16 protein-coding genes, 3 tRNA genes and 2 pseudogenes are annotated in these 15,852 nt (G+C 58.7%); 9 read left to right on the forward strand and 12 right to left on the reverse strand.

The window, feature by feature from the left end:
- Positions 1–12: 12 nt before the first annotated feature.
- The 4 genes and pseudogenes from GF108_RS17535 to GF108_RS17545 all read right to left on the reverse strand — a co-directional run bounded on the left by GF108_RS17535 (position 13) and on the right by GF108_RS17545 (position 2,969).
- The gene (locus tag GF108_RS17535; RefSeq protein WP_370462203.1) at positions 13–420 is read right to left on the reverse strand and encodes an NUDIX domain-containing protein; all 408 of its coding nucleotides are present in this window, start codon (positions 418–420) and stop codon (positions 13–15) included.
- Positions 421–499: 79 nt separating this feature from the next.
- A pseudogene (locus GF108_RS22770) lies at positions 500–658 on the reverse strand (ATP-dependent helicase); the annotation flags it as partial.
- 164 nt (positions 659–822) lie between these two features.
- Positions 823–2,005, reverse strand: a pseudogene (locus GF108_RS17540) (DEAD/DEAH box helicase); the annotation flags it as partial.
- Positions 2,006–2,195: 190 nt separating this feature from the next.
- Positions 2,196–2,969, reverse strand: coding sequence for an NAD kinase (locus GF108_RS17545; protein ID WP_027231401.1), 774 nt, complete (start codon positions 2,967–2,969; stop codon positions 2,196–2,198).
- Positions 2,970–3,197: 228 nt separating this feature from the next.
- On the opposite strand from GF108_RS17545, the gene GF108_RS17550 reads away from it, so the two are divergent.
- The 3 genes from GF108_RS17550 to GF108_RS17560 all read left to right on the forward strand — a co-directional run bounded on the left by GF108_RS17550 (position 3,198) and on the right by GF108_RS17560 (position 5,012).
- A tRNA-Thr gene (locus GF108_RS17550) sits at positions 3,198–3,273 on the forward strand.
- A 75-nt stretch (positions 3,274–3,348) separates the two neighbouring features.
- On the forward strand, positions 3,349–3,735 hold the full coding sequence (locus tag GF108_RS17555) for a DUF6632 domain-containing protein (RefSeq protein ID WP_153669386.1): 387 nt from the start codon (positions 3,349–3,351) through the stop codon (positions 3,733–3,735).
- A gap of 158 nt (positions 3,736–3,893) precedes the next feature.
- The gene (locus tag GF108_RS17560; RefSeq protein ID WP_153669388.1) at positions 3,894–5,012 is read left to right on the forward strand and encodes an NADH:flavin oxidoreductase/NADH oxidase; all 1,119 of its coding nucleotides are present in this window, start codon (positions 3,894–3,896) and stop codon (positions 5,010–5,012) included.
- Positions 5,013–5,045: 33 nt separating this feature from the next.
- Here the strand turns inward: GF108_RS17560 and blaOXA are convergent, their stop codons facing one another.
- On the reverse strand, positions 5,046–5,861 hold the full coding sequence (gene blaOXA / locus GF108_RS17565; protein WP_153669390.1) for a class D beta-lactamase: 816 nt from the start codon (positions 5,859–5,861) through the stop codon (positions 5,046–5,048).
- A 233-nt stretch (positions 5,862–6,094) separates the two neighbouring features.
- Here blaOXA and GF108_RS17570 point away from each other — a divergent pair, with 233 nt between their 5' ends.
- Entirely contained in the window at positions 6,095–7,714 is a 1,620-nt protein-coding gene (locus tag GF108_RS17570; protein WP_153669392.1) for an ATP-binding protein, read from the forward strand.
- 36 nt (positions 7,715–7,750) lie between these two features.
- Positions 7,751–8,098, forward strand: coding sequence for a response regulator (locus GF108_RS17575; RefSeq protein WP_370462204.1), 348 nt, complete (start codon positions 7,751–7,753; stop codon positions 8,096–8,098).
- Positions 8,099–8,127: 29 nt separating this feature from the next.
- On the opposite strand, the gene GF108_RS17580 is transcribed toward GF108_RS17575, so the two are convergent.
- From GF108_RS17580 to GF108_RS17595, 4 genes are all read right to left on the reverse strand, one after another.
- Positions 8,128–8,322 carry a hypothetical protein gene (locus GF108_RS17580; protein WP_153669394.1) on the reverse strand — a complete coding sequence of 65 codons (195 nt, stop codon included), beginning with the start codon at positions 8,320–8,322 and terminating at the stop codon, positions 8,128–8,130.
- A gap of 84 nt (positions 8,323–8,406) precedes the next feature.
- The gene (locus GF108_RS17585; RefSeq protein WP_153669396.1) at positions 8,407–8,610 is read right to left on the reverse strand and encodes a hypothetical protein; all 204 of its coding nucleotides are present in this window, start codon (positions 8,608–8,610) and stop codon (positions 8,407–8,409) included.
- Positions 8,607–9,269, reverse strand: a complete 663-nt coding sequence (locus GF108_RS17590; RefSeq protein WP_153669398.1) for an acyl-homoserine-lactone synthase — start codon at positions 9,267–9,269, stop codon at positions 8,607–8,609. Before GF108_RS17590 ends, GF108_RS17585 begins: the two co-directional genes overlap by 4 nt.
- Positions 9,270–9,350: 81 nt before the next feature.
- Entirely contained in the window at positions 9,351–10,094 is a 744-nt protein-coding gene (locus tag GF108_RS17595) for a LuxR family transcriptional regulator (protein ID WP_153669400.1), read from the reverse strand.
- 477 nt (positions 10,095–10,571) lie between these two features.
- Here GF108_RS17595 and GF108_RS17600 point away from each other — a divergent pair, with 477 nt between their 5' ends.
- The gene (locus GF108_RS17600) at positions 10,572–12,221 is read left to right on the forward strand and encodes an FAD-binding dehydrogenase (protein WP_153669402.1); all 1,650 of its coding nucleotides are present in this window, start codon (positions 10,572–10,574) and stop codon (positions 12,219–12,221) included.
- Positions 12,222–12,239: 18 nt separating this feature from the next.
- Here the strand turns inward: GF108_RS17600 and GF108_RS17605 are convergent, their stop codons facing one another.
- The 3 genes from GF108_RS17605 to rlmB all read right to left on the reverse strand — a co-directional run bounded on the left by GF108_RS17605 (position 12,240) and on the right by rlmB (position 14,384).
- Entirely contained in the window at positions 12,240–12,833 is a 594-nt protein-coding gene (locus tag GF108_RS17605; protein WP_091921615.1) for a YceI family protein, read from the reverse strand.
- Positions 12,834–12,847: 14 nt separating this feature from the next.
- Positions 12,848–13,429, reverse strand: a complete 582-nt coding sequence (locus GF108_RS17610; protein ID WP_153669404.1) for a cytochrome b — start codon at positions 13,427–13,429, stop codon at positions 12,848–12,850.
- Positions 13,430–13,520: 91 nt separating this feature from the next.
- Positions 13,521–14,384 carry a 23S rRNA (guanosine(2251)-2'-O)-methyltransferase RlmB gene (gene rlmB, locus GF108_RS17615; protein WP_153669406.1) on the reverse strand — a complete coding sequence of 288 codons (864 nt, stop codon included), beginning with the start codon at positions 14,382–14,384 and terminating at the stop codon, positions 13,521–13,523.
- Between the two features lie 241 nt (positions 14,385–14,625).
- Here rlmB and GF108_RS17620 point away from each other — a divergent pair.
- The 3 genes from GF108_RS17620 to GF108_RS17630 form a co-directional block, all read left to right on the forward strand.
- Positions 14,626–14,710 (forward strand) — tRNA-Tyr (locus tag GF108_RS17620).
- A 25-nt stretch (positions 14,711–14,735) separates the two neighbouring features.
- Positions 14,736–14,809 (forward strand) — tRNA-Gly (locus tag GF108_RS17625).
- 235 nt (positions 14,810–15,044) lie between these two features.
- The coding region (locus GF108_RS17630) for an elongation factor Tu (protein WP_153669408.1) at positions 15,045–15,852 on the forward strand (808 nt) is incomplete at its 3' end.

A 15,852-nucleotide genomic window follows, 5' to 3' on the forward strand; every position in this document is an offset into this window, starting at 1 on the left:
GGCAGGATTTATCTAAACGACCGCTCGGTCGCGCAACAGGTCGATGGCATGGAGCGTCGGCATCGTCACCTTTTCCGGCAGCTCTCCGAGCGGAAACCAGCCAATGCCGCGGTGCTTTTCAGGCTCGAGCAGCCGGGCCTCGCCGGTATAGGTCTTTGCGAGATACAGGATGCCGAGCCAATGCTGTTGCTCTTCGTGGAAGAGCTGTTCGCTCAAGCCCAGCAAGCTGACAATACCGGCTTCAAGACCAGTCTCCTCGAGAGCTTCGCGGCGTATGGCCTGTTCGGCAGTTTCGAGGAAATCCACTTTGCCGCCGGGAATGCCCCAGGCTCCGGCCTCGGGGCTTTTCTTGCGTTGCAGAAGGAGAATGCGGCCGCGATCCAAAAAGACCATGCCGCAACCGACGCCCGGAGTGTGCACGAGAAGCCCCTTCTGTCTGAACCGAATCCCGGTCCTGAGCTTTGCTCACGGGCAAGGGGTTCGGCAAGACTGCCTGGGTTCAGATTTTGGTGTCGATCAGCATGAAGGCGGGGATTTCGTCGCCGAAGCCGACTGGTGCCGAGCCAAGGTCGTCGCGCTCGCGCCGATGATCACGGCGCGGCTCGGCTTGTGAAGGCTTGCCGCGGCGCTGTTCGTTATCAGCCTTGATGGCTGCCCTGTGCGGCTTGTCGGCGTTGCGCGGCGCTACGGCGACCTCGGCCACGACTGGCGCTTCTTCGGGGTCCTTTGCCTTGTCGGCGGCAGCGAGAATATCGATTTCTGACTGGGGCCGTTCGCGCTCGCGGCCTTCGTTGCGTGGCCGGCGCTTGGGCTCGGCCTTGCGGCGGCCGCGGCGCGGCGCCTCTTCGGGTTCCGTCGAAACGGGCAGGGTGGAGAGGTCGCCGTCGAGCCAGCTGATATCTTCGCCGATCAGCTTTTCAATCGATGAAAGGTGCTTTACGTCAGCGGGCGTCACCAGGGTGAAGGCCTTGCCGGAACGTCCGGCGCGGCCCGTGCGCCCGATACGGTGCACATAGTCCTCCGAGTGGATCGGCACGTCGAAATTGAACACGTGGCTGACGTCCGGAATATCGAGGCCGCGGGCGGCGACGTCGGAGGCCACCAGAATCTTGAGCTTCCCGTCCTTGAAGTTCGCAAGCATCGTCGTGCGCGCGCGCTGATCCATGTCGCCATGCAGCGCACCTGCATCGAACTCATGCTTGACGAGCGAGCGGAAGAGCTCCGACACATCCTTCTTGCGATTGCAGAAGATGATCGCATTCTTGAGGCCTTCGTCTTCAGCGCGGATCAGGTCGCGCAGCACGGCTCGCTTCTCCCAATCCTTCTTCCCAGACTTCACCAGCTTCTGCTCGACGGTCTTGGCCGTGGTCGCCGCCTTCGCGACTTCGACGCGGGCGGGCGAATGCAGGAACTGTTCGGTGAGCTTGGTGATTTCCGGCGGCATCGTCGCCGAGAAGAACAGCGTTTGCCGGGTGAACGGGATCAACTTGCAGATGCGTTCAATATCGGGAATGAAGCCCATGTCGAGCATGCGGTCGGCCTCGTCGATGACGAGAATGTCGACGGCGCTGAGCAGCAGCTTGCCGCGTTCGAAATGGTCGAGCAGGCGGCCCGGCGTTGCGATCAACACGTCAGCGCCGCGCTCAAGCTTGCGCAACTGGTCGTCGAACGAAACACCGCCAATGAGCAGGGCAACATTCAGCCGGTGGTTCTTGCCGTATTTGACGAAGTTCTCCTCGACCTGCGCTGCGAGTTCGCGCGTCGGTTCGAGAATGAGCGTGCGTGGCATGCGGGCGCGGGCGCGGCCCTGTTCGAGCAGGGTGAGCATCGGCAGCACGAAGGAAGCGGTTTTGCCCGTTCCGGTCTGGGCGATGCCGAGCACGTCCTTACGCTGCAGCGCATGCGGAATGGCGCCAGCCTGGATCGGTGTCGGAATTGTATATCCTGCTGCTTCTACAGCATTGAGCACTTTGGGTGAAAGGCCCAGATCGGCAAAGGTGGTCAACGGAGGTTTAACTTTCTATCTGCAGTCGGTGCTGCGCCTGTCCATAATCCGACCAGGATTGCCTTGGTCTTTGGAATTGCACAGCGTTTTGCTTGAATGGCGTTACGGCGCAGGGGAGCAAAAGTCAACTCTTGGCGCAGGTCACATTTAAGAGTTTGTTACAATTGGGCGCGAATTTATTCCAATGTTGTCAATAAAGGAACTGTTCCTTGAGAATTCGCTCGTTCCAGGAATGGTTCTTGTCAAACAGAATGGTCGCGCGCATCTGCAAAGCTTCTTCAACCGTGACCGACAGGACGGACTTTACTTCCGTATGATCCGCGACAGCATTGACCGGGCGCTTTTCGGGTTCGAGGATATCGAAGCGCACGGTCACACGGTTTGGGAGAAGGGCGCCGCGCCAGCGTCGCGGGCGGAAGGCCGAGACAGGCGTGAGCGCAAGAAGGCGCGCATCGAGCGGGATGATGGGCCCCTGCGCCGAGAGATTATAGGCAGTCGAGCCGGCCGGCGTCGCAACCATGACGCCGTCGCAGATAAGTTCCTCAAGCCGCACCTGCCCATCGACGCTGATGCGGATCTTCGCTGCCTGATAGGATTGGCGCAGCAGCGACACCTCATTGAGGGCAAAGGCTGTGAAGTTCTCGCCATCCGCCGTCTCCGTCACCATTTTGAGCGGGCGGATGGTTTCGGCTTGTGCGGCCTCGATCCGCTCCTTAAGTCCCTCTTCCTTATACTCGTTCATGAGAAAGCCGACCGAACCGCGGTTCATGCCGTAGATCATCTTGCCCTGGTTCATGTAGTTCTGCAGCGTGGCGAGCATGAAACCGTCGCCGCCAAGCGCGACGATGACGTCGGCGTTGCGCGCTTCGGTCTGGCCATAGATCCGGGCAAGCTCGCTTATCGCCTCGTCGGAATCGGGCGTCCCTGAGGAAACGAAGGCAAATGTTTCTATTTTTCGGTTCATTTCCGCCTGCTCATCCTCGGTCGATCCTCATTGCGCGCTGTTCAACTGGCAAGGTGCTCGCGATTTAGGCCTCGCTCCAACCAGCCGATGTTATCCCACGGGGCTATCCGCGTAGCACGGCAGGGCTGATCTGGCAAAACCGCCGACGCCTAAAAAAGTTGACGAAATCGCTTCACCGCCGATTTTTTAATTTTACAGGAACGAGCTTTATGCTAAGCGGACGCCGCTGCCCTTGTAGCTCAGTTGGTAGAGCATCTGATTTGTAATCAGAGGGTCGGGAGTTCGAGTCTCTCCGGGGGCACCATTAAAACTTGTCAGGACGTTATACAGCATCCGCAGCGCGAAACCGTGCCGTTTTCCCTGAACAAAGCAGTGCCCCATGTCACGCCTGAAAATTTTGCAGATTGCCCTGGTCGTGTTCGGTGTCGCATTTTGCCTCCTCTATCCGCTTGCGATTGTCTGGCCGTCAGGGTGGGCGTGGCATGACGGCCCGCCGACCGCTTCGCATTATTTCATGATGATCGTGGGCATCTATGCGACGCTTGGAATATTTCTGGTTCGAGCGGCGCGAAATCCCATGGCACATCGGTCGCTCATCGACTTTACGATCTGGTCGAGTGTCGTGCACGCGCTGATCATGGCGATCCAATCCTACAGCCCCGGTGCGCATTCCGGTCATATGCTCGGCGACGTGCCAGCGCTATTGCTCGTCGCTGCGGTGCTCGGTGGATTGACCTATTCCGGCGGCGAAGCGAAGGAGCGCTAGAACGAAGTCTCGCACGGTCGCGCCGCCGCGCTGCAACCGGTCTTCTCCAGCACATCATCGAACTATCTGCGTTCGAAAAGTGCATTACCAGCCGTGCCGGACTACGCTACCATGTGGCGGCAAAGCCATTCGAACATAAAGCGGTTTTCGGAGGTCCTATGAGTGGAACAAAGCTCTTTTCGCCCGTGTCGATCGGCGATCTAAGTCTCAGCAACCGCATCGTCATTGCGCCGATGTGCCAATACTCCGCGCAAGACGGGCAGATGAGCGATTGGCACCTCATTCATCTCGGCACCCTTGCCAATTCCGGCGCGGGCTTCCTGACGATCGAGGCGACCGCCGTTACGACGGAGGGGCGCATTTCCTACGGCGATGTCGGCCTTTACGACGATGCCTGCGAAGCGGCGATGCGCCGCGTCCTCGATGGCATTCGCCGCTGGTCGGACATGCCGATCGGCATCCAGCTCGGTCACGCGGGCCGCAAGGCTTCAAGCGAATTGCCGTGGAAGGGCGGCAGCCAGTTGCCGCCGGACAATGCCAACGGCTGGAAGACGGTTGCACCCAGCGCCGTTCCCTTCAAGGACAGCTACGACGTTCCGACAGCGCTTGACAGCGACGGGCTGGCGCGATTGCGCAAGGCGTTTGCCGACGCCACGGCGGGCGCGGCGCGGCTCGACCTTGCGGCGGTGCAGATCCACGGCGCGCATGGCTATCTCCTGCATCAGTTTCTGTCGCCGCTTTCCAATAAACGGACGGACGACTATGGCGGGTCGCTCGAAAACCGCATGCGCTTTCCGCTCGAAATCTTCGAGACAGTCCGTGCTGCCTTTCCGGCGGGGAAGCCAGTCACGATGCGCGTGTCGGCAACAGACTGGGCCGAAGGCGGCTGGAATATCGAAGAGACGGTCGCCTTCGCCCATGCCCTCGAAGAGCGTGGCTGCGATGCCATCCATGTTTCGAGCGGCGGGCTCGCATTCAACCAGGAGATCGCAATTGGTCCCAATTACCAGGTGCCGTTTGCGCGCGCCGTCAAGGCGGCGACGCATATGCCGGTCATCGCAGTCGGCCTCATCACCGAATTCGAACAGGCCGAAGCGATCCTTGTGACCGGTGATGCCGACCTCATCGCGATTGCCAGGGCGGCGCTTTATGATCCGCGCTGGCCATGGCATGCGGCAGCACATTTTGGCGAGACGGTTTCCGCACCAAGCCAGTATCTGCGGTCGCAGCCACGGCAGTACCGCACCCTGTTCGACGGAAACGCCGCCCAGAAATAGCGGCGAATAGCCCGTGAGGCCGTACGTCCCGTCTCAACGCTTCAAATCATCGGCAAGCGCCGGCCACTCCTTCAGGAATGCAGCACGGGCACGAATCCCCGGCGAGGTCGCTTGCCGACTTTCGTCCCGCGTGAGCCGCGCGAACACCAGAGTGTCGTCGCCTTTGCGTGCCCAGCCGACATACCAGCCGAGGCCGCGGCTTCTGTCGAAGGCGCCGTCGGGTTTGCGCGGGTAGGCGCCTCCCGTCTTGCCGGAGATGGTCCAGCCGCCCGGCACCTCGCTGCTTTCAACGATCCTGTTGGTCATCTCATAGGCGCGCGGATCCACTGGCAACTTCTGGCTTGCGATCTTTTCAAGAAAGCGCACCTGTTCCAGTGGCGAGATTTTCAGTGAGGAACTAATCCATGCCCGCTCCAGTGCATTGTTCTTACCCGGATCGCCGGAAAAATCAGCGTTGCCGTAGCCGAAAGCGTTCGCATATTGACGCAGCCGATCGACCCCGAGCGCCTGCGTGATCTGCTGCGAGTACCAAACGACGGAGTATTTCATCCAGCGAGTCGGATCGGTCGGCTGTCTCCAGTCCTCGCCTTGCCAATCCGGATAGCCTTCGCGAAACGGCAGCCTTGGTGTGTGGGCATCCTTGAGAAATCCGGAATCATAACCCATGACGCTCAGGGCGATCTTGAATGTTGATGCTGGCGTCACCCGGCTTTTGCAATCGCCGTTTTCCACGAGGATTTTGCCATTGGACGCATTGGCAACGATGGTGCAGATGTTCTTCGCCTGCGACACGCCAGTTTGAAAGCCGAGCGCCAGAAGGGCGAGCCCCGCAAGATTGAGCTTCTGCAAAAGATTCTCCGCTGTTTTCGATTATTCGGTCCGGGTGCAAGTTGCCAAGCTAAGCAACGGACATTGCATATAAGTTACCACCACGATCTGCTGGGGTGTAGACCCTGCCCAAGTTTGGCTTTCAGGTAAGTTTTACCAGCGCGATCAGCCCTATTGCGGGGCGCCAAATCATGTGTCATTTCAATCCTTAGTATAATATGGGGGCCGGGAATATTTCCGGGCATCTGCAAAAAATGAATTTGCTTCTTGCAACCGATCCGATTCGTCTGCGTCCGTGGCTCGGCTACGCAACTGCGGTCGTGCTCGTTACCGTTTCGCTCGTTTGCAGAGCCTGGCTCGGGCTTTATGTCGGCGGCATCAATTTTCTGCTTTTCTATCCCGCGATTCTCCTTGCGAGCCTCCTCGGCCGATGGGGCCCGGGGGTTCTTGCAACGGCGCTTTCGGCGTTCCTGGCGCAATATTTCTTTGTCGATCCGGTGTACTCCGTCCTGCCTGAAACCACGGATCAATGGGCAGCACTCATTGGTTTTCTCTGCAACGGGTTGATCATCGTTGCGCTGATGGAGCGGGTTACGGCTGCTCATGCGCAGCAGATGGTCCTGCAGAAGCAACTGGAGGACGCCGCGAAGACGCTGGAGTCGAAAGTGGAGCGCCGTACCGCCCAGCTGCGATCGGAAATGGACGAGCGCGTCGCGGCACAGGAAAAAGTCCGGCAGTTGCAGAAGATGGAATCGATCGGCCAACTGACTGGCGGCGTCGCCCACGATTTCAACAATATGCTGGCCATCATTATCGGCAGCCTCGACATGGCGACGCGACGGCTCACCGGCTCCGAGGATCCGCGCCTGGCAAAATCGATCCAGAACGCCAAGGAGGGGGCCCAGCGCGCCGCGACCTTGACGGCCCGCCTCCTGGCATTCTCGCGCCAGCAACCGTTGAAGCCCGAGACCGTCGACGGCAACAAGCTCGTCGGCGGCATGTCCGAGCTGCTGCGCCGCACGATCGGGGAGCATATCCAGATCGAGACCGTGCTGGCGGGCGGCCTCTGGAAGGCCCATGCGGATATCGGCCAATTGGAAAACGCGATCATCAACCTGTGCATCAATGCGCGCGACGCCATGCCCGGTGGCGGCAAGCTGACCATTGAAACGGCCAACGCAGAACTTGATGATCGCTATGCGCGGCTGCATGACGAGGTTAAGCCCGGCCAATATGTGATGCTCAGCATTACCGATACCGGTACCGGCATGTCCAAGGAGGTTATCGAGCGGGCGTTCGATCCGTTCTACACGACGAAGGGCGCCGGGAAGGGGACCGGTCTCGGCCTCAGCCAGGTCTACGGCTATATCAAGCAGACTGGCGGACACATCAAAATCTATTCCGAAATCGATCGTGGTACGACGGTCAAAATCTACCTGCCACGCCATCACGGCGAAGCGGATGTCGCGGCACCGGGAGATGCGCTGGAAACGGCGCTGCCTCTTGTCGACGGCACCAGAATTGTCCTCGTCGTGGAGGATGAGGAGCAGGTCCGGCACATGACGGTCGATGCCCTGCGTGAGTTAGGCTACACCGTCGTCCAGGCGAGCACACCGAAAGAGGCCCTGCAGCAAATCGAGTTGCTGCCGCATATCGACCTTTTGTTCACGGATATCGTGCTGCCCGAAACCAACGGCCGACAACTGGCGGATATCGTGCGGCAGAAACGGCCGGACGTAAAAGTGTTGTTCACGACCGGCTATACCCGTAACGCAATCGTTCACAATGGCGTCCTTGACCATGGCGTCAATTTGCTGCCAAAACCGTTCACGATCGATCAACTGGCGTTGAAACTGAAAGACGTTCTTGGATAAGAATAGTGGGATCGTGACAGTGGGGAAAGTTAGACGGTGAACAAAGGGGCAAGAATTCTCGTTGTCGAGGACGAAGGTCTGCTCGCCATGATGATCCAGGAGATGCTGGAAGATCTGGGCTTTGAAGTGCCGGATGTTGCTTCTACCTTGAGCGAAGGCATAGGCCTCGTTGAAACCGGTGCATATGACGCTGCGATCCTCGACGTCTCGCTGCACGGTGAAAACTCATTTCCCATCGCCAGCTTGCTTGCCGATAAGGGCATTCCCTTTGCATTTTCATCCGGTTTTTCGCTCGAAGATATCGCACCGGAATTTGCCGATCGGCCGCTACTGCGCAAACCCTACCAATTCAATGAGCTGGAAGGTATTCTGGCCGCGTTCTAGAAATCGCATGTCGGCGATTTTAATTTCCGTTATGTAACCCCTTGAGTGAGCAAATGGCTCGAACTTCCAACCTGCAATTCGGCCTCCGCCAACGCAATGGAAATGAGCGTCACGACTGACGACCAGCCGTCGGCCGCTGCGATTGTTTTCAATCGCTCGAGCTCGATCCTGATTTTGTTAGCCACCTCAAGTCGTTCAAAATTTTCATTGCGCGCCGTTGCCATATGTTCTCCCGCGTTGCAGCTTTCATGACCCACAACTAAGCACATTGCGCACCTTGGCGCTCTTGGCAATTGGTCGAATACGGCTCAGTGGAAGTCGGAGCCGTTGAAGCGATCTGATTGCCTATTGTGCTTTCCAGACACTTGCTGCTTTACCAGATCACTTACCTCGATGTAGGCCATTTCTATCAGATACGAGAGGAACGGCAATTTCTGATCTTTGGCGAGATCCGCCAGTTCCTGAAGCAAAGAGGCAATATATTCGAGACTTTCTTTACGCGTGGCGTTCATTGGTGATTGCTCATCTGTGCATTGAGGAACAGTGCGGGCGAGGGATTGAGTTGCATGATCACCGGGTCGGGACGATCACCAGCTTTGACCAGGCGTTTGCGGGCGATGTCCGAAATCTCGAACATGCCGGCATGAGTGAGGATGCCGCCAAAGTATGTGGGGAGGCCGACGGAACGCGGTGCCCAGTTGGCGCGCCGAAAAATGCGCGCCATGCGGGCATCGTAGACCGAAACCACGGTGTCCAGCCCGGCGAAGAGGCCGACCTCGACAACACCGCAAAAAAGCTCGGTCGTGACGCTGTTCAGCCGGCCGTCGAGCGGGGCGGCAAGGTCAGGGTCGATGCAGAAGCGGGAGCTTTCCCAAATAAGCGGGCTTTCGATGAACTCGCCATCGGGCAGGAGCGCGCCGAAAACGTCACGCAACATGTTTGGTCCTGTGGTTGGCAGCAACCGGAGCGATCCCTGCAGCCTTCCGGTCTGTTCATTGATCGAGGTCAAGTAGAGCGGATCAAATGTGTCGAACCGATCGATCTCGCGACCGTTTTGCACTTGCACGTCCCAGTTCAAGCGGTCCTTGAATACTCTGGCGCGAAGGCGAAACATCTGGTCGAGGAAATGGTTATGCGAAATATAGTCATCGGCGCCGATCACATAAATCATGGGAAATACCCCGTTAATACGGCGCCAGTCTAGACGACGGCAAAGGCCGCGCCATACCGGAGAACTCGGGTATTTTGATCCTCAGAGTAAATCGAGCGAATAGAGCTTGGCGACAGCGTGGGTAAGGTTTTTTGCATCAAGCTTGCGCCGGGCAAGATCTTGATAAAAGCGCACCGTTTTTTCACTCAAGGAAAGAATGGTCCCGATTTCACCCGCAGACTTTCCGGCGGCCGACCATTTCAGGCACTCCAGCTCGCGTGGCGACAGTTTTATCATTGGGTCGCGGTGGCCTTCGGCGCGCAGGACCATCTGGTGAATGTGAAAAGCGAGGATCTGAAAATCGCGGGTCCAGAACGGCATGAAGCGGATCCATTTTCCGAGCGGCATATTGCTGGAAACAGAAAGCAGAGCTTTTTCGCCATATCTGCCACGAACGGGAAAGCTGAGCCCGTGCCTACCGACGCCGAACTCCACTGCTTCGCCAAAGAAACGCCGCAATGGCGGCTTGGTCACGTCGAACTTGCCCCAATCGATAGGCAATATCGACGAGAAGCCTTGCTTCAAGACCGGGTCGAGCTGCCAGTAGTTCTGATCGTTATAGCGATCGATCCAATCCGGCAAAAACGTCGTGGAGACATAGCAATTTCCGCCAGCGGGCCCGGGAAGATTGACGCCGACATAGGCAACGGAACTCAGCTCGTAGATTGTCGCGAGGCGGCCGATCAGTTCGTGGACCTGCGGGTGATGACGAACCGACGTTGCCTCCTCGATCAGATTGAGGAAGTTTCGATCGAGGTTCATAGAATGCGCTGTAGCGGAGGTCACGCGCTCTTATCCTTCATTCGCCTGCGCCACCTTTAATACAGTTCGTTTATGGCAAACTGTATTGAACGATAGTCTAAGACGCGCAAATGGGAGCAGAAGCAGGTCCGTCACCCGAGCACGACTACCGCCATAGCATTCCTCGAATGCAACGGCAGATATACTCTTCGTTGGTGTGAAGAAGTGGACCCGCTAGCGCTGCGGCGGACGTGCGGTACTGACAAAATAGAGCATCCCGTAAGTGAGGGCGAATGACACCAAACATGGGAGTAGGTAGTCAACAATTGTGCTCATATCATCCTAACTAGATCGGAGGCCAAAAGTTCCATTGCAGTATAGCATAAGTGGAAAAGGTTGGGGGAGGGTTTACGCCGTCTCGCTCCACATAAATAGTTTGTTTGGGTTGCACGGGGCAAAATTAGGTGCAAGCGGCTTGGAGGCGATCCGAATCGGGTCCCGTTTGCCCTTGGGGAGATCAGTATGGCGTATGATGCGGATGTCATCGTAATCGGGGCGGGGCTTGCAGGTTTGGTGGCTGCAACCGAGTTGGCCGATGCCGGCAAGCGCGTCATCATCGTCGATCAGGAACCGGAACAAACCCTTGGCGGTCAGGCCTGGCGCTCGTTCGGCGGCCTATTTTTCGTCAATTCGCCGGAACAGCGGCGCCTGCGCATCAAGGATTCGCGTGAACTGGCGCTGCAGGATTGGCTGGGCTCTGCCGGTTTCGACCGCCGGGACGACCATTGGCCCCGCCAGTGGGCCGAAGCCTATATCGACTTTGCTGCCGGCGAAAAGCGTTCGTGGCTGCATGCCCAGGGCATGCGCTGGTTTCCGATCGTCGGCTGGGCGGAGCGGGGCGGGTCACTCGCCACGGGTCACGGCAATTCGGTGCCGCGCTTTCATATCACCTGGGGCACCGGCCTCGGCGTCGTCGAACCTTTCATCCGCCGGGCGCGGGAGGCCGAGCGCAGCGGCTTAGTCTCCTTTCGCTTCAGGCACCGGGTGACATCGCTGTCGTCGAGCGCCGGAACGATCGACGGCGTCGAGGGCGAAGTGCTCGTGCCCAGCGAGGTGAAGCGCAGCGAGCCGAGTTCCCGCGCGGTCTCCACATCGTTTTCGCTAAAGGCAGGGGCGGTGATCGTTGCAAGCGGCGGCATAGGCGGTAATCATCATCTGGTGCGCCGTAATTGGCCAAGGCGCCTCGGCACGCCAAAACACCTTATCAGCGGCGTGCCCGACCATGTTGACGGGCTTATGCTCGGGATTGCCGAGCGCGCCGGCGCTCACCTGATCAACAGCGACCGCATGTGGCACTACGTGGAAGGCGTGCACAATTGGGACCCGATCTGGACCAACCATGCTATCCGGATATTGCCGGGCCCATCCTCGCTATGGTTCGATGCCGAAGGCAGACGCCTGCCGGCTCCGTGCCTGCCCGGTTTCGATACGTTGTCGACGCTCGACCACATCATGAAAGGCGGGTTCGACTATTCCTGGTTCGTCCTCAATCATACGATCGTCAAGAAGGAATTCACGCTGTCGGGATCGGAGCAGAACCCTGATTTCACGTCCAAGAGTTGGCGGCAGGTATTGAAACGGGCGCTTGGAGGCGTACCGGCACCGGTCCAGGCCTTCCTCGACAATGGCGAGGATTTCATCGTCGAGAAGGATCTTGGCAATCTGGTGCGCCGGATGAACGCCCTTACCGGCGACAATCTCATCGATGAAGCGAAACTGCGCGGCGAGATCGAAGCGCGCGACCGCGAGGTTGACAATCCCTTCACGAAGGACGTGCAGATCATGGCGATACGCGGGGCGCGCAACTATATCGGCGATCGCCTCGTGCGCGTGGTGCCACCGCACAAAATTCTCGACCCCAAGCATGGTCCGCTGATTGCGGTGCGGCTTAATATCCTCACCCGCAAATCGCTTGGCGGCATCGAGACCGATCTTAGCGCGAGAGCGCTCAAGGCGGATGGCGAGGTACTCGCAGGCGTCTATGCGGCCGGTGAGGCAGCAGGCTTTGGCGGCGGTGGCATGCACGGCTACAATTCCCTCGAGGGGACGTTCCTCGGCGGCTGCATATTTTCCGGCCGCACCGCCGGCCGAGCCGCGGCAAAGGCGGTGTAACGAGCGCATTTCGTTCTGTCAGGAACGCTGTCCGCGTATCGTCATGTCGAACTGGACGACGTTTGAATAAATCGGCGTGCCGACATCCATGCCATAGCGAGACCGCAGCAGCTTACCCTGCACGTGGAAGGTGATGGTGTTCTTGCCGTGATCGGCGAGACTTGCCTGGAAATTTGCCGGACTGCTCTTGCCGCGCGCCGTCAGGATCCCCGATATCTGGGCGGTATCGGAACTGGTCTGGGTAATCTGCGTCGATTTGAAGGTGATGGTCGGGAAATTTGCCGAATCAAATACCGCGTCGGATTTGAGGAAGCTTTCAACCCGGGCCTCGCCGGTCGAAACGCTCTCCGGATACAGCGTGAAGTCGATCTCGGATCGCTTTATATCGGAACTGTTCAAGGCAAAGACGCCTGAGAATTTCTTGAAGTCGCCCGTGATGCCGCCGCCGCCAACCTGCGAAACCGTAAAGCCCACGCGTGAGGAGGGCTGAATACGGTAGCGTCCGGCAACGTCGGAGAGCGTGTCGGCTGTCACGAACGTTGGAGTGAGGGCGACGATCGCGGCAATGCTTGCGCCGGAGATCGCCGATAGAATCGCATGTTTCGTTTCCATGATTTTTGATCCTGTCAGGTTGCGTGCCGGCCGCCGTTTCGCACGGCCCCTGGAGCCAGCATGCGCAGCAAGATTGTGTCCCTCTTCCAGAAGTGATGGTGGAGCGCCGCGAGAATATGCAGCATGGCAACGGCCGCCGAGAGATAGGCAAGCCAGGCATGGCTCGCCGACCAGAATGCCTCGGCGCTATCCGAAATCGCGAGTGGCAAGGACGGTATGACGACGAGATCGAACATGAATGTCGGTATCCGCAGGGGAGAACTCGAGGCTATCGCCCAGCCCGTCAGCGGCACGACGAAAAGGCTCAGGTAGAGAATGACGTGCGCGCCATGCGCGGCCACCCGCTCCAGCGGGCCCAGCGTTGCGGGATCACGCGGACGTTGATTGGCCGATTTCCACAGCAGACGGAGGGCAGACAGTCCGAGAATCAGGAAACCGAAGGATTTGTGCCACTGGTAGAGATTGAATTGGAGGGTGAAATCGCTCATCCGCACCATCAGATAGCCGAGAGCGATCTGGCCGATGAAGATGAGGCCGATGATCCAGTGAAACAGGATCGATATCAGGCCAAATGATTCTTTGCTGTTGCGCAGCATGGGCGTGCTCCATTCCAGCCCTCCGAACTTGGGACGACTGGAGCAGGATGAACACTGCTGACGCGGATTATATTCGAATGCGGCTTTTTATCTAAGCGGAATCGCCGGCAAGGAAGCGCTGCGCGGCGTAAAGCGAGATCGCGGCGGCATTGGAAACGTTGAGCGACTTGATCGCGCCCGGCATGTCCAGCCGGGCGAGGTGGGTTACCGTCTCACGCGTCTTTTGCCTCAGCCCCTTGCCCTCTGCGCCGAGAACAAGGGCAATTCGACCCTTCTGCATCGTTCGTTCGAGTTCAAGCGGACCTTCCGAATCGAGCCCGATCGTCGTGAAACCGAGTTCGTGCAACTCGCCAATCGCTTCCGCAAGATTGCGGACCTCGATATGCGGAATGAGTTCCAGCGCTCCCGACGCCGCCTTGGCGAGGACGCCGGATTCCTGCGGGCTGTGCCGCGCGGTCGTAATGATGGCGCCGGCCCCGAAAGCAACGGCAGAGCGCATGATCGCGCCGACATTGTGCGGATCGGTCACCTGGTCGAGAATCAATAGCAGCGAACTCTCCTGCAGCGCTTTCAAGGATTGTGCCTTGAGCGGCTTCGCCTCGATCATCACGCCCTGGTGCACCGCCTCAGAGCCCGTTTCGCGGTCAATGGCGCGCGGATCGACGATTTCGACGTCGAAAGGCAGCGCGGACGAATCGCCGATCTCGAGGCGATCCAGAGCGTTCTTCGTAACGAGCATGCGCTTGATCTGTCGGTTGGGATTGTCGAGCGCCGCGCGCACCGTGTGCAGCCCGTAGAGCCGCACGAGGCCTTCAGGCGCTTGTGAGCCTTCCGCCGCGGGACGCCGGCTGCGCTGTGGTTGCTGCGCGCCGCCTGCCTTCTGGTCGCGAAACTGTCGACGCAGCGTCGCATAGTGGGAATCTTTGGGCGTTCGGGATGGTTTTTGCTCGGTCATGGCCGGACATATACCCTTTTGACAATGGGTGCGATACAGACATCTCGGCAAAAATCGCGGGCATTGCTGGCATGATAGGCAGATTTCTTCAGCTTGTTTCAACAAGCCATTCATTTTCTGCCGTGACCTGTTGACACCACGTAGGCTAGTCGGCATAAGGCCCTCCGCAAGCAGCGGCCAGGGCAAACGCAGGCAGGCTGCTTGAGAGAGTGCTTATGGTGTGGTTCCATCGGCGATGACCGGAGGGGTGCCCGAGTGGTTAAAGGGGACGGACTGTAAATCCGTTGGCTTGGCCTACGTTGGTTCGAATCCAACCCCCTCCACCATCCGCCGGGACCAACACCATGATGTGCGGGTATAGCTCAGTGGTAGAGCAGCAGCCTTCCAAGCTGAATATGCGGGTTCGATTCCCGCTACCCGCTCCAGTTTCAGGGGGCACCACATGTGCGTGAAAACGCGCAGAGGTGCTCTTCGATTTTTGTCTTGAGCATTGTACTTCGCTCATGTGTTTTCCATATGAACGAGCAAGCTTGGACAGAACCCGGTCGATCGCCATGCGATTGAGCGGGTGAATGTGCTGACGGACGGCTTGCTGTCTCGTCTGAGCTACAAACATGGTTCCGGCGCAAGGCCGGTTGTGATGACGAGAGAACGACAGCTATGGCTAAGAGCAAGTTTGAACGTAACAAGCCGCACGTCAACATTGGCACGATTGGTCACGTTGACCATGGCAAGACGTCGTTGACGGCAGCGATTACGAAGTATTTTGGTGAGTACAAGGCGTACGACCAGATCGACGCAGCGCCGGAAGAAAAGGCGCGCGGCATCACGATCTCGACGGCGCACGTCGAGTACGAGACGGCCAACCGTCACTATGCCCACGTCGATTGCCCCGGCCACGCCGACTATGTGAAGAACATGATCACCGGTGCTGCGCAGATGGACGGCGCGATCCTCGTCGTTTCGGCTGCCGACGGCCCGATGCCGCAGACCCGCGAGCACATCCTCTTGGCCCGCCAGGTTGGCGTTCCGGCCATCGTCGTGTTCCTGAACAAGGTCGACCAGGTCGATGACGCCGAGCTCCTCGAGCTCGTTGAACTCGAAGTGCGCGAGCTTCTGTCGAAGTACGACTTCCCGGGCGACGACATTCCGATCGTCAAGGGTTCGGCGCTTGCCGCGCTTGAAGACAGCAACAAGGAAATCGGCGAAGACGCGGTTCGCGCGCTGATGGCGGAAGTCGACAAGTACATTCCGACGCCGGAACGTCCGATCGACCAGCCGTTCCTGATGCCGATCGAAGACGTGTTCTCGATCTCGGGCCGCGGCACGGTTGTGACGGGCCGCGTCGAGCGCGGTATCGTCAAGGTTGGCGAGGAAGTCGAGATCATCGGCATCCGTCCGACCTCGAAGACGACGGTGACGGGCGTTGAAATGTTCCGCAAGCTGCTCGACCAGGGCCAGGCCGGCG

Source organism: Phyllobacterium sp. SYP-B3895 (genome assembly GCF_009647635.1).
GTDB classification, from domain to species: Bacteria; Pseudomonadota; Alphaproteobacteria; order Rhizobiales; family Rhizobiaceae; genus Phyllobacterium; species Phyllobacterium pellucidum.